Genomic DNA, 22,394 nt, shown 5'->3' on the forward strand with positions numbered 1-22,394 from the left:
GAGAATCGGTCGTCCAGTAGATACATTCGGCGTCGATTCCGCAGGTGGAAGCAGAGTTCTTGGATTTCCATCATCTACCCCAGGTCAGGTCGCCAGTCGAGGCGAATATATTGCCAGTAATCCCATTGTTGGCGATATGCGTCCAGTTCCATGCCTCCCGAACCGGTGAACGCGTCGTACGCTCGACCATCTTTGATCACCAGGAAGTGGTTGTGCCACTTCCCAAAGGGGTCGCGTTTGGACGGGCCCAGTTTTGCTCCCAGGGAGTCCTTCATTTCGTAGATCTCGCCACCGGCCTTGCCCTTGATCACCTCGGCACACTCCAAGCAGTTGCTCTGGGTGGGAACAGGCCAGCCGTTTGAGTCGACCTGGGGCTCTCCCGAAGCGGGCGTGCCCTCAGCCTCGCGCAGGGCTTGTCCGAGGCCGTTGTTGAATCGACTGATGCCGTCGGTAATTCCGTAGATCCCCGTGCCTGCTATCCCGGTGCCGACGACGATCGCCGGTGCTCCCTCAAGACAGCCGATGATTGTCAGGCACAGGCCTCCACCCCCGACGTCGATCGTGGCGCCTACCCCGACGCCGAAGACGCCGGCACCCGTCTCGAACAAACCCTTCCAGATGTCGGAGTTTCCGAGGATTGCCTGCCCGTAGTCGCCGATCGTATTGACGGTGTCCTTGAGCCAGCTCGGTACCCAGCTGCCGTCGTCATCCTGTTGGCTATTTTGCCTCTGCTGCTCATACCACTGCCGCAACTGCGCCTGGGCCTGCTGCCGCTTGACGACTGCTGTATGGAACGCCTCGTTTGCCGCTTGGTTGGCGGCGGTGGCGTCCTTGCCTGCGGCCGTGGCCGAGGCGCGTGCCTGCTGGGCGTCTGTCCAGGCCGAGTCTGCGGAGCCGCGTGCCGCGGTGGCCGAGTAGTGGGCCTGGGCGGCGGAGGTGACGGCTGCGGCGGCCGCGTTTTCGGCGTCTTGCTGGGCTGTGCGGGCGGTCTTGGCCGAGGCTGCGGCGTCCTTGGCCGACTGTTCGGCCTGGGTGGCGTAGCTGTTGGCCTGGGTTGCGTACTTCTGGGCGTCCTTGGCCGACTGGTCGGCCTGTTTGGCGTAACCGGCGGCTTCGGCCGCGGCCTTGGCGGCGGTGGCTGCTGCCTTGCCCGCTTCGGCCGCGTTCTTCTGGGCGGTGGCGGCCACGCCGGCGGCCTGCGCGATGAGTTGCTGGATCTGGGACTCGTGGGTGGCGGCGAGCTGGTCCTGCCGCTGGGCCTTGTACTGGCCGACGGTGATGAAGGCGTGGAGCAGGCCGGAGGGCCCTTCGAGGGCGATGCGGGCTGCGGCCTTCACCTCCGGGCCGCTCCTTTTGTTGTTGCTGTCGGCGAGTTGGGCGGCGCGGACGCGTTCGTCCTGGGTGCGCGCTTGGGCGTCGTCGGTGGTGATGAACTGGCGGAGAGCGCCCGCCGTGTCCATGTCCAGCGCGGTGCGGCCTGCCTGCTGCTCGATCGAGCCCGCGTTGGCGATCGTCCGGGCGATGTACAGGCGCATGTCCTGCTTCATGGCCTCGTACTGGCCGGTGGCGAGGAATGCGCTCACCGTGGCAGCGTCGCCTTCGAGGGCCTTGGAGGCGGCGGCACGTACGTCGGCGGAGCCGGCGGCTTCCGCCAGGTGTTCGACGTCTTCGCGGTCGTCTTGGGCGCTGGCGTCCTGGCGGCCGGTGCGGATGTATGCGGTCATGTCCTGGTCGGAGCCGGCCAGGGCCACGAGGGCGGCGGACTGGCTCCAGGAGCGGCGGGTCTTCGCTGTCGCCAGGGCTACTTTGCGGGCTTCGGGGGCGATCTGCGCGGGATCCGCGCCGGGCTGGGCGGCCTGGTCGGCGAGCTTGACCGCCTCGGCCTGCAGGTCCTTCGCCTGCTGCGCGGCCGTCTGCTGTGCCGCGGTGCGCTGATCCTCCGCGGCCTTCAGGTCTTTGGCCCGGTCGATGGCCTCGTTGGTACGGGCGGTCAGCTGCTCGGTGTCGATGCGGACTGCCAGGTCATGGACCTTCTGGGCCTTGGTCACCGCCGCACTGGCGGCGGCGGCGTCCTTCTTGGCCTCCGCGGCGTGCGCAGCGGACTGAGCGGCGGCGGTCGCCGCCTCCCCGGCGTGGGCGGCTGCGTCGTCGGCCGCCTTGGCCGCGTTCTCTGCATGGGTGGCCGCGTCGTTCGCGGCGTCACGGGACTCGCCGGCAGCGGATGCGGCCTCCTGCGCCAGCGCCGAGGCGGCGTCGGCGGCACGGCTTGCTTCCTGGGCGTGGCGGTGAGCGGCGGCGGCGGCGTTCTGTGCCTCGGCGGAGTGGGCGCCGGCCTGGTCGGCGTAGGAGTTGGCCTGGTCGGCCGCGTTGGCGGCGTCGTTGGCGTTGCTGCCGGCACCGCTCGCCGCCTGGGCTGCGTCGGCAGCCGACGCGGCAGCGGTCCGGGCCGAGTCGGCGGCCTGGGCGGCGGCGTGAGCGCCCGCGGCTGCGTCCCGCGCTTGCTGTGCCGCCTGGCGTGCGGCGCCTGCCTGGCCGGCGTCGATGGCCGCGTTCGCCGCGGCGTCGCGGGCTTGGGAGGCTGCCTCGGCGGCACCGCTGGCGGCAGCGGCGGCAGCCGAGGCGGCGTTGGCGGCGACGTGGGCCGCATCGGTGGCGGCCTGGGCGGCATCGATCGCCGTCTGCGCGGCGGTGGCGGCCTGCTGGGCGGCGCTCGCCGCACGGGCTGCGGCTGCGGCCGCGTGCTGGGTGTCCTGCTGGGCGGCCTGGGTTTCGGCAGCGGCCTTCTGGGCTGCTGCCTTGGCCAGTTGCGCCGCGGCCACCGCACGGGCGGAGGCGTCCTTGGCGGCCTGGGTCTGCTGCCCGGCGAGCTTGCCCGCCTTCGTGGCCTGATCGGCGAGTTGGGCGATCGTGGCGTGTTCCTCGTCGTGCGAGCGGGCCACGTACTGGCCGACCTGGAGGAACTCGTGGATGTCGTCGGCCGTGCCATTCAGCGCGATCCGGCCCGCCGCCACCACATTCGGGCCTGCCACACTGAGGATCTGCGCGACCTGGACACGCTCGTCCTGCTCCCGCCGGTCGAACTGCCCGTCAGCGAGAAAGTCCCGGATCTTCTCAGGCGAGTCGCTGTCGAGCGCGGCCCGGCCCGCTTTCTGGACCTCGGGGCCGCCCGCGTCAATGATCTGCGCGACGCGCACCCGCTGATCCTGGAGCAGCGGCGCCTTCCACCCGTCCTTCAAAAACGCCTTCAGGCCGTCCGGCGAGTTGCTGTCGAGGGCCTTGCGGGCGGCGTCCTGGAGGCTGAGGCCGCCGATGCTGGCGACCTGAGCGGTCGCGACGCGGTCATCCTGGAACTGGAGATCGGAAGCCTGGGCCAGGAACTTTTTGACATCGTCGTCACCGCCGACGAGAGCGGCCTCTGCGGCAGCTCTCACACCGGGTCCGCCCGTCTCACAGGCGGACCACCTTGGCCCGGTCGGTGTCCGGGAGCGCGGTACTGATACCGGTGCCGGCCGGTGCGGGGCCGTCGGCTCTGGCAGGGGTGGGGGCGGGTCCCAGCAGGCCCAGTACCAGCGCGCTGGGCAGCAGACCCAGACACAGCACACGGACCGCGTGCTGTCTGCCTGCCTCGACGCGTCGTGGGCGTCGTAGTCGTAAACGTGTCACTGCGGACTCGATTCGTCTGTTGTGTCTTTTTTGGGGGTGAGCGCACTGGCTTGCCGCGCGCTGGCGGGGCCTTTGGTCATGGGCCCTGCGCGGCGGCAGTTCCCGAGGGGCGGTCCATCGCTTCCATGGGGGCCGCCCCTCGAACGCCATGTGTTGGGGTGCTGGTCGGTCAGCCGGCGGGTGCGAGTTGCACCTCGTCGTGCAGGCCCTTGGCGTCCACGCCGGGGAAGAGGCTGACGTGGCCGTCACTCCAGCGGACGAGGATGTCGTCGGCGGTGGTGTTGGTGGTGGTGGTGGTGAAGGCGCCGGCTGTGACCACGGTGGCGTTGGCCCAGTTCGACTTCGGCGGCCGGATGGTGATCTCGGCGGGCAGACCCTTGCTGGTCAGGCCCGGGTAGACGGTGGTCTCGCCGTCGATCCAGCGCACCAGCAGGTCATCAGTGCCGCTGCCGGTGAACGAGCCCGTGCTGATCTGCTCGGCGGAGGGCCACGTGGTGTTCTTGGCGACGATCTGTGCCTGCTTGTTCAGCCCGTTGGCCGCCAGGTCGCTGAAGAGGGAGACGTGGCCGTCTTTCCAGGCGACCAGCAGGTCGTCGCGGTGACCTGCGGGGGTGAAGCGGCCGCCGGTCAGCAGCCGCGCGTCGTTCTTCCAGACGGCAGTGTTCGGCGCGGCGAGCTGCTTCTCGCCGTGGAAGCCCTTGGCATCGACGGTCGTGTACTGGGTCATCTCGCCGTCGATCCAGCGCACGACCAGCCCGTCCGTGCCGCCGCCGGCGTTGACACTGGTGAGCGAGAGAGCCTTGGCCCAGATGCTCTTCGGGGCTGCCAGCTGGTATTCGGCGGCGAAGGGGTGGGCGGGGTCATTGCCGTCGCCTCCCTGATACAGGGTGACCTCGCCGTCGTCCCAGCGGACGATCAGGTCCATACGACGGGTGCCGCCGGCCGAGCCGCCGGTGTAGTAACCGGAGGTCATCTGCACGGCGTCCTTCCACGGGGCGGCGGCGAAGGCGGGGCTGTAGGCGACCTGCTGCACCCAGGCGGCGAGGTCGTCGACCCGGGCGTCCACCGCTCCCGTGCGGGTCTCGGCCGGGTCGGTGCCCAGGCAACCGCCCTGCCAGGACAGGCTGTTGACGCCGATGATCTGGGTGTGGCCGCCTGCAGTACTCAGCGCGGGGCCGCCGGTGTCGCCCTTGCAGATCGCGGCACCATCGGACTTCGCCGCCAGGTCCACGGTGGTGGCGCCCACAGTCTGGACGGTGAAGGTGGCCGCGTGCACCTGGTCGGGCACCCACTCCTCGTGTGCACGCCCGTACCCGGCGGCCTGGACCTCGTCCCCGGCACCGGGCGCGGTGCCGGCCACCGGGATCGGGGTGACGCCGCTGACGGGCTTGGCCAGTTGGGCCATGACCACGTCACGGTCGGTGCGGGGAACGAGATTAACCACCTGCTGGGCGCTGCCGCCGAGGGTGGCCGTCGTCTTCAGCTTCGGCGCGCCGGACGATACGGCTGCGCCCGGGGCGTCGGCGAAGCAGCTCGCCGCCGTCAGCACCCACTGCGGGGCGACGAGCGTGGCCGAGCAGCCGCGTACTCCCCCGATGTCGAGCCTTGCGGTGGCGGCGGATATGGCGTCGGGGGCCTGCGGCCCGGACAGGGCGGTCGCGGGTGCCGCCGTCAGGCCGGTGGCAGCAGTCAGCGTCGCGGCGGCGATCAGGCCGCTGGTCCACGCGGTGCGCGGACGGTAGCCAGACATGAAGATCCTTGTGATCGTGTCGAATTGGGGGTGATGGGAGCAAGGTGGGCCGGTCAGCCGGTGACGCGCAGTTCCAGCAGGACGGAGGGTGCGCCACCGGCGGTCCCCTCACCGACGCTCTTGTAGCCGTTCTTGTCCACGTTCACCGTCGTCGCCGGCGCCGAGGGGTCAGCCTGCGGCCGGAGGTCGGCGCTGATCGGGTGGTCGGCGGTCTCCAGCGCGATGACACGCGGGAGTTCAAGAGCGAGGTAGCCGCTCTTCGCGGTGGCCTTGAAGCAGTAGGCGCCCTGCACGTCGCCGCCCTGACCCTGCACGGTCTGGACCTTGATCTGCTGGACCGAGGCATCACACGCGGCAAGGGTGATGTGTCCGTCGCCCTTGATCAGCTTGATGCCCTGGTCCCGCTGGATCTGGTCCGCGTTCGGATAGGCGAAGTCCTCCACCGCGGACGGCGGCGTGGCCCCCGCCGACCCTCCCGGCGGCTGCGGATCGGCAGAAGCCAGCACCGGTACGCCCACAAGCGCCATGAGTGCAGCAGCCCCCGCAACGGCGAGCATCCCACGCATACGAGAAGTCACCCGAATTCCTTTCCAGGCATGGGTGACGGCATGACGGAACATCTGCAGCCCCCCACACACACAGACGTAAAGCAAAAATAAAGGTCGCCCGTGAGCCTAAATACGCGCCACGAAGAAGAGCAACGTGACCATGCTCACAGACAATTCACAGAGACCGGCCAGAGCATTCACGGCAAGACGAAAACACGCCACGCCGCTGACCCGCAATGGCCGGTAATCAGAGTCCGTCGGCGCCATGCCGCATGACGTCACCCAGTCTGCAGGTGCGGTTAATTCGCTTGACAGTGATGAATGACCGACGCGAAGGGAAATCAGGGCGTTACAAGTCGGCGAGTGTCGGGTCAAGGGGAGGTCAGGAGGCCGGTGCGACGAGCACGTGTTCCGTGCCGAGTGCGGTGGAGCTGGTGTCCGAGTACAGGGTGGTTCCGCCGTCGGGCCGTCGAACGACGAGGTCGTCGCTGCGGCCATTGGCGGTGAAGTTCCCGGCGGTCATGGCCAGGTCGCCGGTCCACAAAGGAGTGGGACCCTGAAGGCGGGTGGCGCTTCCCAGGCCGGAGGCGGTGATACTCGGGTACGTGTCGATTGCGCCGTTGGACCAGCGGACCATGAGATTCCGTCTCCCGCTGCCCGAGAAATCAACGCCGACGAGACCAGCGGAATCCTGCCAGCTCGGGTTGGGCGCCTTCAATTTGTTTTCCTTGCCGAAAGTACCGGCACTCACGTTGGTGTAAAGGGTCAGTTCACCGTCCGACCAGCGCACGATGAGATCCCTGGCACCTGCGCCCGCGGTGAAGGGCCCGGCCGTAATCTGCGTGGCATGCGGCCATGTCTGATTAGGGGCGATCATCTGGGTGCCGGCAGTGTTCAGCCCGTTCTTTCCGACATCGCCATAGAGGGTGACCTCGCCGTCGGACCAGCGCACCATCAAATCGGACTGTTTCGATCCCGTGAAGTCTCCCGCGGTGATGGTCTGCGCGTGGGTCCACGTGCCGTTGGGAGCCACGAGCTGCTGCTCGGAGACGAAACCTCCCTTGCCGTCACCGAGGTAGAGGGTGGCCCGGCCGTCATTCCGCACCGCGATCATGTCGCTGTGTCCGGTACCCCAGAAGTCTCCGGAAGCCAGGAGCCGTGCGTTGCGCCAGGTGTCCCAGGTGCCCATGGAGTAGGGAAGCGTGGGCTGCTGGTAGGGGCCGTGATCGGTGTGGTCACCGAGTTCGGCGTCGCTGTACAGCTGGAAGAAGCGGTCACCGTACACGGGGCTGTACGTAATCCGGTTGTACAGCGGATCACTGGCCGGCACATCAGGACCGCCGCCGTTCCAGCCGCCGACGTTGCCCACGATCTCCCCGGTACCCGAGCCGCTCAGGTCGACCCTGGAAAACCACGGGCCGCCGGAGACGCCTCCCCACATGCCGGCACAGTCGATGCGCATCTGGTTGAACCCCGCCAGCGCGCCGGTCAGGGTCGGGCAGTTCACCGCCTGGTCCGACGTGTCGTATTTGCTCATCGGATAGCCGATGACCGTGACGTTGCCGGTGAATCCCGGCGTGCGGGCCACCGTGTTCGCCCCGACCACGTCCTGGACGTTCTTGCCCTGGTAGGTGCCGACCCGCGCAAAGGCGAAGTCGAGGTCGGAGTTGACGCTCTTGTCCGCCGCCCACTGGGAGTCGCGGAACCACTCCTGCACGGGATAGACCCCGAACGGCTGGGCGTCAGCGGACTTCCCTCCGACGTACTGCGGGACGAACATGCCATGGGCGCTCTCGCAGTGCCCGGCGGTGAGGATCAGGTCGTGCCCAGGGCTGTCGACGACACTGGCAGTGCAGGAGTGCGTCTGTGGCCCGCTTCCCGTGTAGAGAACCCCAACGGACTTGATCCCGGCAAAATGCTGACCGGTGTCACCGCCCGGCTTGACGCCCGGCTTGACGGCCGGACCTCCCCGAGCCGACGCGCGTCCCACCGGTTCGGCAAGGCGGCCGGAAGGATCGGTTGCCGCCGCCATACGGTCACGCGTCCAGAACCGCATGGCGTCCTCGGCCGTCCAGTCCGGATCCCCGCCCGGATCAGCGGGCCGTATCGCCCCGGACGACGCCGACGGCACCGGCCCATGGCCCAAGGAGCGCTGTCGACCCTTGTCCGCCGCGCCGCCAGTGCTCTGGTGGTCGCGCGACGCATTCCGGGCCGCTGTCGGGACAGGCGCGGAAACGCCTCTCGCCTGACTCGTAATGGAAGAAGACGCGGCGGCCACGCCGGGGTCGACGGCCAGCAGGAGGCCGCACAACATGGCAGTGACCGCACTCAGCGTGCGTAATCGGGGCACAGCAAGACTCCACTAGGTGATGCGTGCAAGCGAGAGGCGCCTGTAACGGCTCACGACCGCCGGGCCGGGCGCGGCGCGGCAGACGGGAGGGCAGGCGTAAGAGCAGAAGGAAGCCACGGTGTTCGGCGCGGTGTCCGAGGCAGCGGCCGTACCAGTGGTGCGTCAGGGGCAGCGGTCGCCGCTACCGCGGCTCGCGCTCAACCGATGGGCACGGCGAACCCGCACCACCGTCACGGGCGGAAAGCAGTCGCTTCCGCTGCTGCCCAACCCGGAGCACCCGTGGCACTCAGCGAACAGGCGACGGACGGACTGCCGTCAAGCCGCGGTGACGCCTTCGCGGACTGATCTGCCTGCGGACTGTCGTTGATGGACAAGTCGTTCCCCCAGCGGCGTCCGCCGCTCACTCGCCGCCATAAGCGGGCCCCGAATCCGGTAGCGGCTGCTCCCGGATCGTGTTCAACCAGGCCCTGGTCAGGGGCAGTTCGAACACGTGCGCCAATACTGTAGATCGTAGATCGCCCAACGCGGTAGTGCATTAACCTGCATGAGAAGCCATGAGCGGACGGTCAACCACTTCGTGAACTGCGCGAACAACGGATCCACCAGCATCCGGGGGCTGTCGACGGCGTACGGGACCACGCCAGATCCTCACCACCTCATTACCCGCACACCGAAATCTCACAACGGTCCCGACTGTCCCGCAGAACTCCTCAACGACGGCCGAACGGTGATGCAACCGCCGTCGACAGAACTTGAGCCTGCGGCCAAGCACAGACCGGTTCAACCACAACCGGTACTCCGTCCGCCTGATCTCGTGCACGGACAACCGCGCCGGCGGCAACCGGCTCGACGAGATGTACACCCTCAACCGCGTCTTGGACAACGACCCCTTCTACGTGAAGATCACCGACTGACAGAGAGGACAACACCGTTGCGTTTGAGTCTTGAGTCGCAGGTCAAGCCCTGGTGAATGACGCAACGGGACGTCCTGATAGATCAGCTTGTGTCGAGCAAGAAGATCATCGGGAGTCCCGTTGCAGGAGACGTCTGTCATCACGTGCACGGCCGAGGCGGCCGGGGGTGTGTACGCGCCCGGCCACTTGGGCGAGTTGACCCAGATCGTGGACTTCGTGCTGGTGGACGCGGTGATCGAGGAGACCGGGTCACGTGAGAAGCGGCTGCGGCTGCTGCCGTCTCGGGTGGTGGTCTACTTCGTCCTCGCGCTGGCCCTGTTCGAGGACTGCTCCTATCGGGGCGTGTGGGGCAAGTTGACGGCGGGGCTGGAGGGACTGCCGTTGGTGCGGCCTGCGGCCTCCTCACTCTCCAGAGCTCGGCGGCGGGTCGGGGCAGCACCGCTGCGGCGGCTGTTCGAGATCCTCGCCGGGCCCGTCGCCCACCTCGGACAGGCCGGTTCATTCTATCGAGGGTTGCGGACCGTGGCCGTGGACGGGACCTTGCTGCACGTGCCCGATGAGGAGACGCTCACCTGGCGCTATCCCAAGCGGGCGGGCGGGGGCGTGGAGTTCGGCTACCCGCTGCTGCGACTCGTGGTCCTGGCCGAGTGTGGCACCCGTGTCCCGCCGCCTGACCCGCACCCGCCGCCAGACCGAGGCGCCTGCCACTCTCGCAGCCATCTGAAGACAGCGCGCTGCCGTCGCCGTTCGGAACGGCGACCATCGACGCCCAACCGAACGGCAAGCGGGATCACTACCACCCTTCACACCTCCGTGACCTGCGAAAAGAGGATGTGACACAGCTTCTGATCTTGTTCCTTGACTTCGGCCTTGATCATCGGCGTTCAGGTGGTCACTCGCTGGAGTGATCGCAGGGTATAGCGCGGGCGCGGGCGCGGGCGCGCGGCCGTGTCGAGTCTCCGACGCCCGCTGCTGCGCGGATGCCGTACCCGCGCGGCACGCGCCGTCCTCTACCCGAGCGTGAGCATCGCCTCGGCGACCTCGCCGACCGCCGCATCGGGGATCGCAGTGGCGGTCTTCTTGAGGACGAGCAGCCGCGCCCCGGGGATCTCGCGCGCGATCGCCTCGCCGTTGCCGACAGGGAAGAACCGGTCGCGGCGGCCGTGGACGACGAGCGTGGGGACCTCGATCTCGGGCAGGCGCTCGCGCCAGCGGGGTTTGCAGTCAAGCTTGGAGAACACCATGCCCATCTGGTTGGCCATCTGGACCGGGGGTGCGGTGCCGGGCGTGCGGTCCCAGATGCGCGCGGCGATCGCGCGCGCGGCGACGGGGTCGTCGCCGAGGATCTCCGCGCCGACGGCGGCGAACTCCGCCACCGCCTCGCGGTCGGTCCAGTCGGGCATCGGATGCGCGAACAGCCGGCTCATCGTCGCCTGGTCATGGTCGGGGAGGTCATCGTCGGGCGGGCCGGGCGCAACCGCGCGGGTGCCGGCCAGGGTGAGCGCCGAGAACGCGTCTGGATGGTCGAGCACGGCCACCTGGGCGACCATCCCGCCGACGCCGATCCCCGCGAGGTGCGCGGGCCCGCCGCCGAGCGCGTCGGCAAGGGCCGCCGCATCGGCGGCGAGGTCGCGCAGGGTGTAGGCGGGCGCCTGTGGGTCCGCCGTCGTCGACTCCCCGCTATCGCGCAGGTCGTAGCGCACCACGCGGCGCCCGCCGGCGGCGAGGCGCTCGCACAGCGCGTCGGGCCAGGAGAGCATCGTCGTCCCGCCCGCGAGCAGGACGAGTGGCGCGTCGTCGTCACCGAACGACTCGATGCCCAAGGTGATCTCATTGGCGTTGACGGTGGTCATCGGATCACCGGAGGAGGTCGTAGGTCAGGTGCGTCGCCGTCGATGTCGAGCTCCGCTGCACCAGCGTGCGCGGCGCTTCGCCGGTGAACAGTGGCGTCCCGGCACCCAGCACGACGGGCGCGAGGTGCAGCGTCAGCGCGTCGACCAGGTCGGCGTCGAGCGCCGAGCCGATCGTGGCGCCGCCGCCCATGAGGACGACGTCGAGGTCCTTGCCGCTGTCCGACGACGCCGCCTCGGCGCGCTCGCGCGCGGCGGTGACGGCGTCGGGCAGACCGGTGGTGACGAACGTCCAGTCGAGGTCGGTGAGCCGCACCGACTCCGGCGGCGAGCTCGTCACGACGACGAACGCGGGCTTGCCGACCTCGCCGACACCGTAGCCGGACTTGTCGTCCCAGCCGTTCGGCCCGTCGACCACGTCGAAGAGCCGGCGGCCGAGGACGACGGCGCCCGAGCGGGCGGTCGCCTCGCGCAGGACCCGGCGGTCGTCGGGGTCGTCGGAAAATGCCCAGGTTTGCAGGGCCTCGCCGCCGGTGCCCAGACCGTTGTCCGGGCCGGGGTCGGGCCCGGTGACGAAGCCGTCGAGGGAGACCGAGATGTCAGCGATGATTCGAGTCATGCCAGGGCAGACCCGATCCTCCGCCCAAACTCATCGCTCACGCATGAAGCGTGTGGCGGATGTGAACCCGATAGCACCCATAGCCCACCGGAGGGTCGTCGACCGGAGCTGTGCGGTGGCCGTTGGCGAGCTCGCTGTTCCCGAGCGTTCACGGTGTGGCGCCGTGGAAGCGGAGGTAGGCCAGCGGGTCGATGTCGGATCTGCAGTTCGGGCCGGTGCGCACTTCGAAGTGCAGGTGGGGTCCGGTGGAGTTGTTGCCGCTGGTGCCGCAGCGGGCGATGGCCTGCCCGGCGCGCACCTGTTGCCTGGCTTTGGCAGAGAGCTTCGAGAGATGTGCGTACTGGCCGTAGTGGCCGCCTGGGTGTTTGATGACGATCTCGTATCCGTAGGCGCCGCCCCAGCCGGCGGTGATGATCTTGATCCTTAACCTCGACCTTGATCGATAAGGATCGTGTGGTCACTCGTTGGAGTGATCCCCTGGGTACGAGGGCGGCCTTCCTCGTGACCCTGAACTCTGGGACGAGATCCAGGAGTTCACAAGAAAAGCCGTGGGGATGAGTGTGCTGACGCAGGTCGGCGAACGGAACGATTTCGCGGAACTGTCACGCTTTCGGACGGCCTTCCACGGGTGCTTGCCCACCCGGGCGGACGCGTTCTTCGAGGTCACCGACGCACTGCTGTCGCAATGGCACGGATGCTGGCGCTGGTGTCGCCGGACTCGGCCAGGATCTGCCGCTCGGCGCGGGCGAGTGCCTGCCGGGTCTCGGAACGACGGCGTTCGAATCGGTTACTGCGTGAGGCTGACATCGGCATGCGCCGCGAACAATAGTAGCAGTTCTGATGAACTCATCATCATACTACCAGCCTCGATTGTCCGCCCTGGGACGCCACCCCCCGACGAGTCGGTAACCCCCACGGCAGGCATTGCAGGGCGCGACGATGCCGATCAGTGCCGCCCGGATTTGCACCTTGCGCCGGTGAGGTGCCGGGGTGCTCGGCCTGCCGGTCCCGCGTGAGCTCATGTCTGATTATTCGATCAATCTTGGCGGTCTTGACGATTGAGCAATCGTCATTGATGCTTTCATCAGAAATCGGGACAAAGTGGCCTCGGTCTGCGAGGTGCCGCGCATGTGGCCGCTCAACCACTCGGCCGTCGCGCTCTTACACCGCACCCCCATAGGAGGAATCGCAAGGATGAACACTGACCACACGCCACTCGCCGAGCCCATGAGCCCCCTTGAGATACCCGACGCAGCGATAGCGGTGATCGATACGCACGGCACGTTGGTGGGGTGGACGCAGGCCGCTCAGCACCTTGTCGGGTACTCGGCCGGGGAGGTGGTGGGCCGGTCCGCCGCTCACGTGCTGGCGTCCCCTGAGGACGCCCTGAGTGCTTCGGCGTTCGCCGAGCGGTGCCGTGCACAGGGTGGCTGGTCCGGCACCGTGACAGTCCGCCACCGCGCCGGCCACACGCTCAAAATGACTCTGCGGGTCTCGTTGCTGTGGGGACAGGACGCCACCACCCGGTGGCTGGTATCCGTGACCGACATAGGCACCCTGTCCTCGGGGGCGACCAACGGACCGGTGCGGGAGTCGCTCCTTGCCCACGCACCGATCGGCATCGTCGTCTATGACCCGCAGCTGCGCTGCACCTGGGTGAACGACGCCATGGAGCGCCACGACGGCATTCCCCGTGACCGACGCTTCGGACGCCGCCTGAAGGACTCGCTGCCCGCCGTCGAGGCCGAAGCGCTCGAGGTGGTGATGCGGCAGGTGCTGGAGAGCGGCATAACCGTGGTCCACGAGTACCGGGCGTGGCCGTCGGCGGACACGCGCCGGGAACACGCATTCTCCGCCTCGTTCTTCTGCCTCCAGGACGCGAGCGGCCAGGCGATGGGCGTGTGCTCCATGAGCGTGGACGTCACCGGCAATCGGCGGGCCCGGGAGCGCCTGGCCATCCTCAGCGAAGCCAGCACGCGCATCGGCAGCACCCTCGATTTCATGCAGACCGGTCAGGAACTGGCCGACCTTGCCGTGCCCCTGCTGGCCGACATCGCCGTCGTCGACCTGGTGGAGTCGGTTCCGTTCGGACTCGAGCCCTCCGCACGGATCGGCACGACGAGCGGCCGCCGCCCTGTGTTGCGCCGTGCCGGGGTGGCCTCCATCGACCTGGATGTCCTGGAGTTGCCGGCGGTGCGCGAAGAGGTGATCCACGTCCCCCCCACCTCGTCATTCGCCGCCGCCCTGCGCACGGGCAGGTCTCACCTGGAACCGGTGCTGGACACCGATGCCGGCCCATGGGTCGACCACGATCCGACGCGGGCGCAGAAGGTTCGTGACAACGGGATCCACTCGTTGATGGTCGTACCCATCCGTGCGCGGCGTTGCGTGCTGGGATTGGCGCTGTTCGGCCGCTCCAAGGAACTGACGCCGTTCCAGGACGATGACCTCCTCCTCGCCGAGGAGCTCGTCACCCGGGCCGCGCTCAGCCTGGACAACGCTCTCCAGTACGCTCGCCAACGCACCGCGGCCCTCACGCTCCAACGCGACCTGCTCCCCCACCATGTGGGAGGCGGCGCCGCCCTCGATGTGGCCTCGCGCTATGTGCCGGCCGACATGGACCACGGCGTGGGGGGCGACTGGTTTGATGTGATCAAGCTGTCTGGCGCCCGGGTGGCCCTCGTCGTCGGAGATGTGGTCGGACACGGCATCAACGCCGCGGCGACGATGGGCCGATTGCGCACCGCCGTCCGCACGCTCGCGGACATGGAATTGCCTCCACACGAACTGCTGACGCACCTCGATGACACGGTCAGGCGGCTGAGCGAGGAAGATGCCGACGCTCCGGACCAAGCCCCCGCGGCGGTGGGCGCCACCTGTCTGTATGCCGTCTACGACCCGGTCACCCGGCGGTGCACGATGGCGCGGGCCGGGCATCCCCCGCCCGCGATCATCAACCCGCAGGGCCATGTCACTTTCCCCGACCTGCCCGCCGGAGTCCCGCTCGGCCTCGGCCTCGGTCTGGTCCCCTTCGAGTCCGTGGAACTGGAACTGCCCGAGGGAACTCTGCTCGCGCTCTACACCGACGGTCTGGTCGAGTCCCGCGACGACGACATCGACGTGGGCCTGGATCGCCTGGGCGCCGCCCTGGCACAGACCGGTGGGTCCCTGGAAGACCTGTGCTCGCAGGTGATCGAGACCTTGCCGACTCAGGCCCCGGCCGACGATGTCACCTTGCTCCTTGCGCGGACTCGCGTACTCGAACCGGCCCAGGTCGCCTCCTGGGACCTGCCGGACGAGCCGGCCGCCGTCTGTACCGCCCGGCAGGTAGCCGCCCGTCAGCTCAGCGAATGGGGGCTTGAGTATCTGGTGACCACTGTAGAACTGATCGTCAGTGAACTGGTCACCAACGCCATCCGCTACAGCGAGGGACCGAGCCGCCTACGGCTCATCCAGCACCAGGTTTTGACTTGCGAAGTCTCCGATGGCAACACCAGCCACCCACGCCCCCGTCATCCCCACATCCTCGACGAGAACGGCCGCGGTCTTTTCCTCGTCGCTCAGCTGTCCCACAGGTGGGGCTCGCGCTCCGCAACGGACGGCAAGGTCGTCTGGGCCGAACAAGACCTGCCCTCCACGGCCGTTGCGATGTGACGCGCTGCCGACCGGGCGGCCGACAGCCGCCACCGCATGCTGATATCTCAGAGCCGCAGGTTCTCGTAAAGAAAGCCAGAGATGGATATAGAGAATGTCAAGAACGCCTGCTCGGCAGGCGCCTCCCAAGGATCGACGGGCATCTCCGGTTCCGGTCCCAACGGCAGGTTGTACGCCTTCGACGGTCTGGCAGCCGCCGTGCTCGACACTCAAGGCGCGGTGGTGCGGTGGACCGGGACAGCAGAGGACCTGACGGGGTTCCGCGCCGAGGAGGTCTGTGGCCGCCCCGTGCGGGAACTGGTGGCCGACCTCCCGGACGACCTGCGCGGCGTCACAGAGATGCCGGCGTCCGGCCGGGTACGGCTGTGGCACCAGTGCGGCGACACCATCGATGTCACCTTCCGGACCACAAAGGTGGGGGGCTCGGCGGAGGTCCTCGTCCTGGCGGCCCCTACACACCACATCGCCGACCACGAGCAGGGCGCGGCGCTCCTGCGCGCACTGGCCGCACAGAACCGGATCACGATCGCTCTGCACGACACGGACCTCACCACTGTGCAAACGAACGCCACGCCGGACACTCTCGACGGCCGTCCAGTACAGCCCGGCACTCGGCTGAGCGACGTGCTGTGCGCCGAGGACGCCGAGAACCTCGAGGCAGTACTGCGCCGGGTGCTCGAGACGGGTCTTCCGGTGGTCCGCAAAAACCAGCAAGTGAGCTGGCGGCACGATCCGGCGCTGCAGCACGCGCTGTCGCTGTCCGCCTTCCGTCTGGAGGACGCGCGAGGACGCCCCACGGGGGTCGCAGCCCTGTACGTCGACAACGCCGACCAGATGCGTGCCCGCCGTCATCTGGATCTCGCCCGCGAGGTGGCCGAGCGAGTAGGAGGATCCCTGGATGTCGTGCGCACTGCGCAGGACCTTGCGGACGTTCTCGCACCTGCGTTCGGGGATCTCGCCGCAGTCGACCTTGCGCACTCCGTTTTCGACGGGGAAGAACCCTCGAAGCAGCTGGGCGGTGGAGACATGAGCAACGCGGCTCTGGCACCGGCCACCGTAGTGTGGCCGGCCGGCATCAAGCGCGGCGACCCCATCCCGCCCCTTCCCGACCACCCCCTCCTGCGCAGCGTCCGACACGGCGAGACAGTCGTCTTCGGCCTTGACGACTTCATCGCCATGGTCAGCGACCCGCAGCTGGTCGAGTATCTCGTCCCGAAGGACGCCCATTCGGTGATGGTGGCACCGTTGCATGCCCGAGGGCTCACGCTCGGCGCCATATCGGCCTGGCGCTGCGGCCGATCCGCCCCCTTCACCGAGGATGAGGCGGATCTCATGAAGCAGATCGCCTCACGCGGTGCGCTCGCCATCGACAACGCCCGCCGTTACAGGCGCGAGCACAGGGCGGCCGTAGCGCTGCAGCAGCTTCTCCTTCCCCCGGCCACGACCGACACCCCGGCAGCCGAGACCGCCGGCGTCTACCTGCCCGCAGGCGGGGGAGCGGACATCAGCGGCGACTGGTACGACGCCATTGCTCTGCCCTCTCTCCGGCTGGCCCTTGTCGCCGGAGACGTGGTCGGCCACGGCATGCTCGCAAGCGCCACCATGGGCCGCCTGCGCGCCGCCATCCAGACGCTCGCGGACCTGGAACTCGAACCGGACGAGCTGCTCACCCGGATCGCGGACCTGATCCAGCGCCTCGCGGCCGAAGCCCCGTCCGGCGACGGCGACATTGTCGGCGGCACATGCCTGTACGCGGTCTACGACCCGGTCACCAGGCGCTGCGCCATGGCCAGTGCCGGGCATCCGCCACCCGTCCTGGTCCGGCCCGACGGGACCGCCGAAGCAGTCGGGATCTCCCCGGGACCACCACTCGCCCTCAGCGGCATGCCGTACGAGACCACCGTGATCGACGTCGAGCCGGGCAGTGTCCTCGCTCTCTACACCGACGGCCTGGTCGAACGGGGCGATCGCGACATCGGCCAAGGCCTGCCGCGCCTGACGGAAGCCCTCGCCGCGCACTGCCGTCCGGATCGTGCCCTGGACGAAACCGGCCGGGCTCTCCTCGCCGACCTGGCAGACCAGGCCCCGCGCGACGACGCGGCTCTGCTGCTGGCCCGCACCCGCGCCATCCCAGCAGGGGGCACCGCTCACTGGGAGATCCCGGCCGATCCGGCCGCCGTCTCCAAGGCTCGAGCGTGGATAACCCGCCAACTCACCATGTGGGGCCTGGACGACCTCCTCTTCACCACCCAACTCATCGTCAGCGAACTGGTCACCAACGCCATCCGCTACGGCCGCCCTCCGATGGACCTCCGTCTGATTCGCCACCACGTCCTGGTGTGCGAGGTCACCGACTCCAGCAGCACCCAACCCCGCCTCCGGCGTGCCCGCACAACCGACGAGGGAGGACGCGGCCTGTTCCTCGTCTCTCAACTCGGCGGACGATGGGGCTGCCGCCATGGCCAGAACGGCAAGACGATCTGGTCCGAGCAAGCCATCCAGGATTCCCCCTGAAGCTACGGCTCACCGAGGTGGTCGCGGCCGAGTCACCCACAGCTCTGATGTCTCTCGACCCGGGGTGCCATGACAGCAGCTACCCGAGGCCGGGGGCTGCGAGCAGGAGCAGACCCCCACCTCGTGGCCACGGCGCGGCTCGGCTCGATGGAAGCGCGGCGACCGGGATCAGGTGCCATCACCGAAGCCGGACTTGGCATTGATCACGGAAGAGACGTCCACGACCACGTCACTCGCACGCTTCTCCGGCACCCCGGCAGCGATCACCATCAGCCCCGAGACCGGCGCCAAGCACTGGCAGGCCCTGGAGTACGGCGGCCCGGAATGGCAGAAGGTCTACTTCCGGCTCCGCAACAGCGTCGAGGGCTGCAACGGCTACGCGAAGAACCCACTGGCCGAGGGCATCGAAGCTGCGGGCTCACCCAGGCCCCGGGCCGCCGCGCAAGACGCCGCAGGCTGGCCGCCGGCCAGGAGCCAGGGGCCAGGGGCCAGGGGCGACTGCCGGCGGCGAGAGACGGCCGGAGAGAATCGGGGCGTGACCGCCAAAGAGAACTCGCGCGATTCCCTGCTCCGGCGGGGCTTCGCCCTGGAGTACACCACGCTGGCCTGGAACGTCATCGGCATCGTCGTCCTTGCCGTCGCGGCGGTCTCCGCCCGGTCCGTGGCGCTGGCCGGGTTCGGCCTGGACTCCCTGATCGAGATCGGTGCCTCGACCGTGGTGATCTGGGAGCTCTCCGGCACAGGCGAAGCCCGCCGGCGACACGCGCTGCGGCTGATCGGCATCGGCTTCGCGGCGCTCGCGGTCTACCTGCTGATGCAGTCCACCTGGGCGCTGGCCATCGGCCACCACCCGCACCATTCGCCTCTGGGCATCGTCTGGACCGCGGTCACCGCCGTCGTGATGTTCGCCCTCGCCGCGGGCAAGGCCCGCACCGGCGCCGCCCTGGACAACCCGGTGCTCAAGACCGAGGGCCGCGTCACACTGATCGACGGCCTGCTGGCCACCGCGGTCCTGCTCGGCCTGGTCCTCAACACGGCCGTCGGCTGGTGGTGGGCCGACCCGGCGGCCGGCTATGTGCTGGTCTACTACGCCCTCCGCGAGGTCCGCGAGATCTTCACCGGCGACCACTGAGTAGTCGACCACGCCGGGGCCTTCCTCGACAGGTGGCGCATTCACCGGCCTCGGGACCACGTCAAGGGGGAGGCGTCCGCAGGCGAAGCCGAGGACGAACGACCTTGACACGGTCCCGAGGCCGGCCGTCATCACGCCGCCGAGGAAGGGCCCACCCCCGCCGCAGAAACACGCCGCGGTGACCGATAGGTGTTGGTCAGCGAACGGGCGAGACGGGTAGGTGGGGAGTCGGCGGGGTCAGCAGCGTCGGCGTGGGCTGGACAGTGTCTCGGTGGCGGTGTGGACGGCGGCGAGGCCGGGGCCGACGAGCGCTGGACGCTGCACTGCAATCCACCCCCGACGCCGGCGCGACGCGTCGTCTGCTGCCCGCACACCGCGACGCCGGGCTAGCGATGTGCGAGGCCGTCGATCCGCGTCGGCGGGCGCCGACCGAAGCTCACGGCCGACCAGGCCGAGCTCGCCCAGCAGCTCTACGACGCCCGCGAGAAGACCGTCCAGCAGATCGCCGACATGTTCAACGTGCCCCGTTCCACGGTTTACGGCCACCTCGACAAAACCAAGACGGTCCCCCGCCAGCCGAAGAAGAACGCCGCAGCGAAGTCCTGAAAGCTACCAGCGGGTTACTTGTTCCCTGGTGTCCGAGCTAGGACTACAGGGCCGATTCCGAGAGCGGCTCGCTGCCTCCGCCACAGCCACCACGCTCGTCGGTCCCGCCTCAGCCCGCGACGTGATCGGCGCTGTACCCCGCGGTACATGAACAGCGTCGTTCTCGCCCCGCCGTCAGGATCGGGCCGAGTGGTCGTTGTTGGATGAGCGTGGGGCGGTCAGGGTGGCCAGGTAGTCGTCCAGGAGCTCAACCTGCCGCTGCGGCGCGAACGCTGCCGGGTCGAACAGGGCCTGGACCACCAGGCCGAGGGTGAAGGACTGGGCGCCGGCTGCGATGTGCGCGGGGTTGCCGGGGAGAAGTTCGCCAAGTTCCTGGGCTGCGGCCACCCGGTCGCGCAGCTTGTCACGGCTTTGGGCGTACTTGCGGGCGTAGTCGGCACTCAGTTCGCCGTCGGAGAGCGCGGCGTCCCAGGAGGAGACCCAGATTCGGTTGCTGTCGGCGGCCTCGGGGGTCAGCGGCAGGATGTCCATCAGCGCGTGCCTCAGGGCGATCAGCCCTGTGCCCGCGGGCCGGCGCGGGCGGGCGATGGTCCGCTGTTCGAGCAGGTCGAGGGCGTACGCGACGAGGGCGCGTTTGGTGGGGAAGTAGTGCGTGAGCAGGCCGGTGGTCGCGCCGAGCTCGGCAGCGACGGCGCGCAGAGTAAGACCGGCGAAGCCGCGTGTGGCCATGACCTGCCAGACCGCTTCGGAGACGTCGCGTCGGCGGGCTTCGTGATCCCCCTTGGTGCGTGGCATGCTGCCACGGTACATTGCCATAACAGTTGTTACGTGAATGGGGGATCTCATGTTCTCGCTGTCGCTGCGCGACGGTGCTCGCCTCGGCCCGCTGGAGGTCTGGCATGCCGAGGAGCTCGCGGCTCATCTGGATCGAGCTCGCGAGCACATTCGGCCGTGGGTCGGGGCCGGATTCGTCACTCACGATGTGGACGGGGCGCAGGCCACGCTCAAGCGGTATGCCGAACGCCAGGCCGGCGACGGCGGCCGCCTGTATGGCATCTGGCGGGATGGAGGGTTGGTCGGCGGCGTGATGTTCACCGATTTCAATGCCGCTTTCGGCTCGTGCGAGATCGGGTGCTGGCTGGAACCGTCCGCCGAGGGCCACGGTCTGGTCACGCAGGCGTGTGGCGCATTGCTGGACTGGGCGTTCACGTCCCGGGGTCTGCATCGGGCCGAGTGGCATTGCCGGGCCGACAACGACCGCAGCTCCACGGTGGCCAAGCGGCTCGGCATGACGCTGGAGGGTGTGCGGCGCGAGGCATGGCCGTACGAGGGCACGCGCTACGACAAGCAGTTCTGGGCGGTCCTTGCTCCAGAATGGCGAGCCCTGGGGCAGTGACCTGCGACGGCTCCGTCCGGCAGGCGCGCCGTCGCTTCAATGACCTTGCGAATCGGGAGTTCTCTGTCCTGCAGTGGAGTTACTGGTTGTCGGTGACGCGGTCTCCGTAGTAGCCGGCGAGGGTGTTGGAGGAACCCTGATGAAGGTGGAAGACAGCATGGAGCTCAAGGAGATCCTGGCCGACTGGCGGGACTACGACGATGCGGCGTTTCGGCTCGGGGTGTTCCTGGGCGTTTTCCCGCGTGACCCGAAGTTCTCCTCCGTGAAGCGGATGTTCTGGGTGGACGGATATCCGCTGGGCGACATGTTGGTGGACTTTCTTGATCGGATGGCGCAAGCCGGAGTTCTTCTCAAGGATGAGGATGACGTGCGGTACAAGTGGAACCCGGCTCCCATCGACCTGTCGTGAAGGTGCACGCTGAGTTCTTTCAGCCCCGAGCCACCGTGTGACGGGCTGTCTGTGTGCTCTGCCGGGCCACCGTGCTGACCTGCCTGCTGCAGCACATCCGGCTGCCGGAGCTAGGGGTGCCGGCCGTAGCGGGGGTGGACGACCTCGTGCTGCGTCGCCACCGCTACGCCGCCGCGATGCGCTGGAACGACCCCGCCAAGTGGATCGTCTCCGAGCAATTCGCCCATCCGGCGCTGATCGACGACGCCACCTTCGCCCGCGCCCAGCAGTTGCGTAACCGGCAGAGTCGCACCGGACCCGCCCACGGCGTCGCCCGCAGTCGACACCTCTGCCTGCGGCGCGGGGTCATGGTCTGCGGCGTATGCCGGCGCGAGATGCGAGGCGTCCGGTGACCTGGGACTGGTTGAGCGGGTGGAACTCCACTTCTGCGTCGGTCAGAAGGAAACGTCGAAATAGTCGATTTCGTTGAGGGCGACCTCGAGGTTGTCGGCGCGGCGTCCGCCGTCCTTGAAGTACACCTCCTGCAATCCTTCGGCCACGATGTCGCGCATCTGCTGGTCGCCTGCGCCCTGTTCGCGGGCGTTGAACAGGCGGCGCGCGTAGTCCGGCGGGAGGTGGACGGTCAGTCGGCGGAAGCGGCCGTCGTCGGTCGTGCCGATCGGCGCGGTGTAGCCGAACCGGGCCCTCGTCTCCACGGTGATCCCGGTGCTGGTGGCGGCCTGCCGCCGACGCCGCTTGCGGACCTGTGGCTGCCAGCGGGCCCGGACGGCGGCGTCGATGCGGTCGGCGATGGCCTTCGGCGGGTGCTTGCGCTCGCCCGTGCGGTAACGCTCCACGGAGCGCTGGGTGACCCCGAGCTCCTGGGCCACGGCCTTGGTCGTCTTCAGCTTGCCGAGCAGGAAGTTGATGCGTGCCTGAAGGCCCTTGGGCGGCTCGCGGGTGAACGTCTCGTAGTCGGCGCGCTCCAGGGCGTCGTCGATGTCCCCCAC

Annotated in this window: 18 protein-coding genes and 2 pseudogenes; 9 read left to right on the plus strand and 11 right to left on the minus strand. The window is 68.7% G+C overall.

Features of this window, described 5'->3' with window-relative positions:
- Positions 1-74 precede the first annotated feature (74 nt).
- From OG747_RS51295 to OG747_RS51315, 5 genes are all read right to left on the minus strand, one after another.
- A complete protein-coding gene (locus OG747_RS51295; RefSeq protein WP_331743390.1) occupies positions 75-3,431 on the minus strand; it encodes an ALF repeat-containing protein in 3,357 nt (1,118 codons plus the stop codon).
- A 16-nt stretch (positions 3,432-3,447) separates the two neighbouring features.
- On the minus strand, positions 3,448-3,663 hold the full coding sequence (locus OG747_RS51300; RefSeq protein ID WP_331743388.1) for a hypothetical protein: 216 nt from the start codon (positions 3,661-3,663) through the stop codon (positions 3,448-3,450).
- Between the two features lie 169 nt (positions 3,664-3,832).
- Positions 3,833-5,413, minus strand: coding sequence for a S1 family peptidase (locus OG747_RS51305; RefSeq protein WP_331743385.1), 1,581 nt, complete (start codon positions 5,411-5,413; stop codon positions 3,833-3,835).
- 53 nt (positions 5,414-5,466) lie between these two features.
- Positions 5,467-5,991, minus strand: coding sequence for a hypothetical protein (locus OG747_RS51310; protein ID WP_331743379.1), 525 nt, complete (start codon positions 5,989-5,991; stop codon positions 5,467-5,469).
- A gap of 352 nt (positions 5,992-6,343) precedes the next feature.
- A complete protein-coding gene (locus OG747_RS51315; RefSeq protein WP_405886398.1) occupies positions 6,344-8,017 on the minus strand; it encodes a trypsin-like serine peptidase in 1,674 nt (557 codons plus the stop codon).
- Between the two features lie 1,046 nt (positions 8,018-9,063).
- Here OG747_RS51315 and OG747_RS51320 point away from each other — a divergent pair.
- Together OG747_RS51320 and OG747_RS51325 are read left to right on the plus strand one after the other, a co-directional pair.
- The gene (locus OG747_RS51320) at positions 9,064-9,225 is read left to right on the plus strand and encodes a hypothetical protein (RefSeq protein ID WP_331743373.1); all 162 of its coding nucleotides are present in this window, start codon (positions 9,064-9,066) and stop codon (positions 9,223-9,225) included.
- A 120-nt stretch (positions 9,226-9,345) separates the two neighbouring features.
- Positions 9,346-10,062, plus strand: coding sequence for a transposase domain-containing protein (locus OG747_RS51325; RefSeq protein ID WP_331743370.1), 717 nt, complete (start codon positions 9,346-9,348; stop codon positions 10,060-10,062).
- A gap of 173 nt (positions 10,063-10,235) precedes the next feature.
- On the opposite strand, the gene OG747_RS51330 is transcribed toward OG747_RS51325, so the two are convergent.
- The 4 genes and pseudogenes from OG747_RS51330 to OG747_RS51345 form a co-directional block, all read right to left on the minus strand.
- Complete coding sequence (locus OG747_RS51330) at positions 10,236-11,078, minus strand: alpha/beta hydrolase (protein ID WP_331743367.1); 843 nt, start codon at positions 11,076-11,078, stop codon at positions 10,236-10,238.
- A gap of 4 nt (positions 11,079-11,082) precedes the next feature.
- A complete protein-coding gene (locus tag OG747_RS51335) occupies positions 11,083-11,694 on the minus strand; it encodes a dihydrofolate reductase family protein (RefSeq protein ID WP_331743364.1) in 612 nt (203 codons plus the stop codon).
- Positions 11,695-11,842: 148 nt separating this feature from the next.
- Positions 11,843-12,109, minus strand: a pseudogene (locus OG747_RS51340) (M23 family metallopeptidase); the annotation flags it as partial.
- Positions 12,110-12,375: 266 nt separating this feature from the next.
- A pseudogene (locus tag OG747_RS51345) lies at positions 12,376-12,507 on the minus strand (TetR/AcrR family transcriptional regulator); the annotation flags it as partial.
- A gap of 381 nt (positions 12,508-12,888) precedes the next feature.
- On the opposite strand from OG747_RS51345, the gene OG747_RS51350 reads away from it, so the two are divergent.
- The 4 genes from OG747_RS51350 (at position 12,889) to OG747_RS51365 (ending at position 19,600) form a co-directional block, all read left to right on the plus strand.
- A complete protein-coding gene (locus OG747_RS51350) occupies positions 12,889-15,348 on the plus strand; it encodes a SpoIIE family protein phosphatase (protein ID WP_331743361.1) in 2,460 nt (819 codons plus the stop codon).
- A gap of 81 nt (positions 15,349-15,429) precedes the next feature.
- Positions 15,430-17,862: a SpoIIE family protein phosphatase gene (locus OG747_RS51355; protein ID WP_331743358.1), complete on the plus strand. Its 2,433-nt coding sequence runs from the start codon at positions 15,430-15,432 to the stop codon at positions 17,860-17,862.
- A gap of 193 nt (positions 17,863-18,055) precedes the next feature.
- A complete protein-coding gene (locus tag OG747_RS51360; RefSeq protein WP_331743354.1) occupies positions 18,056-18,994 on the plus strand; it encodes a cation transporter in 939 nt (312 codons plus the stop codon).
- 408 nt (positions 18,995-19,402) lie between these two features.
- A complete protein-coding gene (locus OG747_RS51365; protein WP_405886553.1) occupies positions 19,403-19,600 on the plus strand; it encodes a helix-turn-helix domain-containing protein in 198 nt (65 codons plus the stop codon).
- A gap of 174 nt (positions 19,601-19,774) precedes the next feature.
- Here OG747_RS51365 and OG747_RS51370 read toward each other — a convergent pair whose 3' ends face one another.
- A complete protein-coding gene (locus OG747_RS51370) occupies positions 19,775-20,395 on the minus strand; it encodes a TetR/AcrR family transcriptional regulator (RefSeq protein ID WP_331765199.1) in 621 nt (206 codons plus the stop codon).
- A 49-nt stretch (positions 20,396-20,444) separates the two neighbouring features.
- Between OG747_RS51370 and OG747_RS51375 the strand changes: the two genes are divergently transcribed.
- The 3 genes from OG747_RS51375 to OG747_RS51385 all read left to right on the plus strand — a co-directional run bounded on the left by OG747_RS51375 (position 20,445) and on the right by OG747_RS51385 (position 21,797).
- A complete protein-coding gene (locus tag OG747_RS51375) occupies positions 20,445-20,996 on the plus strand; it encodes a GNAT family protein (protein ID WP_331744970.1) in 552 nt (183 codons plus the stop codon).
- A 139-nt stretch (positions 20,997-21,135) separates the two neighbouring features.
- Complete coding sequence (locus tag OG747_RS51380) at positions 21,136-21,405, plus strand: hypothetical protein (RefSeq protein ID WP_331743350.1); 270 nt, start codon at positions 21,136-21,138, stop codon at positions 21,403-21,405.
- Positions 21,406-21,458: 53 nt separating this feature from the next.
- The gene (locus tag OG747_RS51385) at positions 21,459-21,797 is read left to right on the plus strand and encodes a hypothetical protein (protein ID WP_331743348.1); all 339 of its coding nucleotides are present in this window, start codon (positions 21,459-21,461) and stop codon (positions 21,795-21,797) included.
- Between the two features lie 42 nt (positions 21,798-21,839).
- On the opposite strand, the gene tpg is transcribed toward OG747_RS51385, so the two are convergent.
- Complete coding sequence (gene tpg, locus OG747_RS51390) at positions 21,840-22,394, minus strand: telomere-protecting terminal protein Tpg (protein ID WP_331743346.1); 555 nt, start codon at positions 22,392-22,394, stop codon at positions 21,840-21,842.

The organism is Streptomyces sp. NBC_01384, from assembly GCF_045040035.1.
Taxonomy (GTDB): domain Bacteria; phylum Actinomycetota; class Actinomycetes; order Streptomycetales; family Streptomycetaceae; genus Streptomyces.

Bases quoted from the DNA above. Each gene is read 5' to 3' on its own strand.
- OG747_RS51315 (WP_405886398.1), bottom strand. From the start codon at position 8,017: ATGCGGTTCTGGACGCGTGACCGTATGGCGGCGGCAACCGATCCTTCC.
- OG747_RS51355 (WP_331743358.1), top strand. From the start codon at position 15,430: ATGGATATAGAGAATGTCAAGAACGCCTGCTCGGCAGGCGCCTCCCAA.
- OG747_RS51305 (WP_331743385.1), bottom strand. From the start codon at position 5,413: ATGTCTGGCTACCGTCCGCGCACCGCGTGGACCAGCGGCCTGATCGCC.
- OG747_RS51375 (WP_331744970.1), top strand. From the start codon at position 20,445: ATGTTCTCGCTGTCGCTGCGCGACGGTGCTCGCCTCGGCCCGCTGGAG.
- OG747_RS51335 (WP_331743364.1), bottom strand. From the start codon at position 11,694: ATGACTCGAATCATCGCTGACATCTCGGTCTCCCTCGACGGCTTCGTC.
- OG747_RS51380 (WP_331743350.1), top strand. From the start codon at position 21,136: ATGAAGGTGGAAGACAGCATGGAGCTCAAGGAGATCCTGGCCGACTGG.
- OG747_RS51370 (WP_331765199.1), bottom strand. From the start codon at position 20,395: ATGCCACGCACCAAGGGGGATCACGAAGCCCGCCGACGCGACGTCTCC.
- OG747_RS51330 (WP_331743367.1), bottom strand. From the start codon at position 11,078: ATGACCACCGTCAACGCCAATGAGATCACCTTGGGCATCGAGTCGTTC.
- OG747_RS51350 (WP_331743361.1), top strand. From the start codon at position 12,889: ATGAACACTGACCACACGCCACTCGCCGAGCCCATGAGCCCCCTTGAG.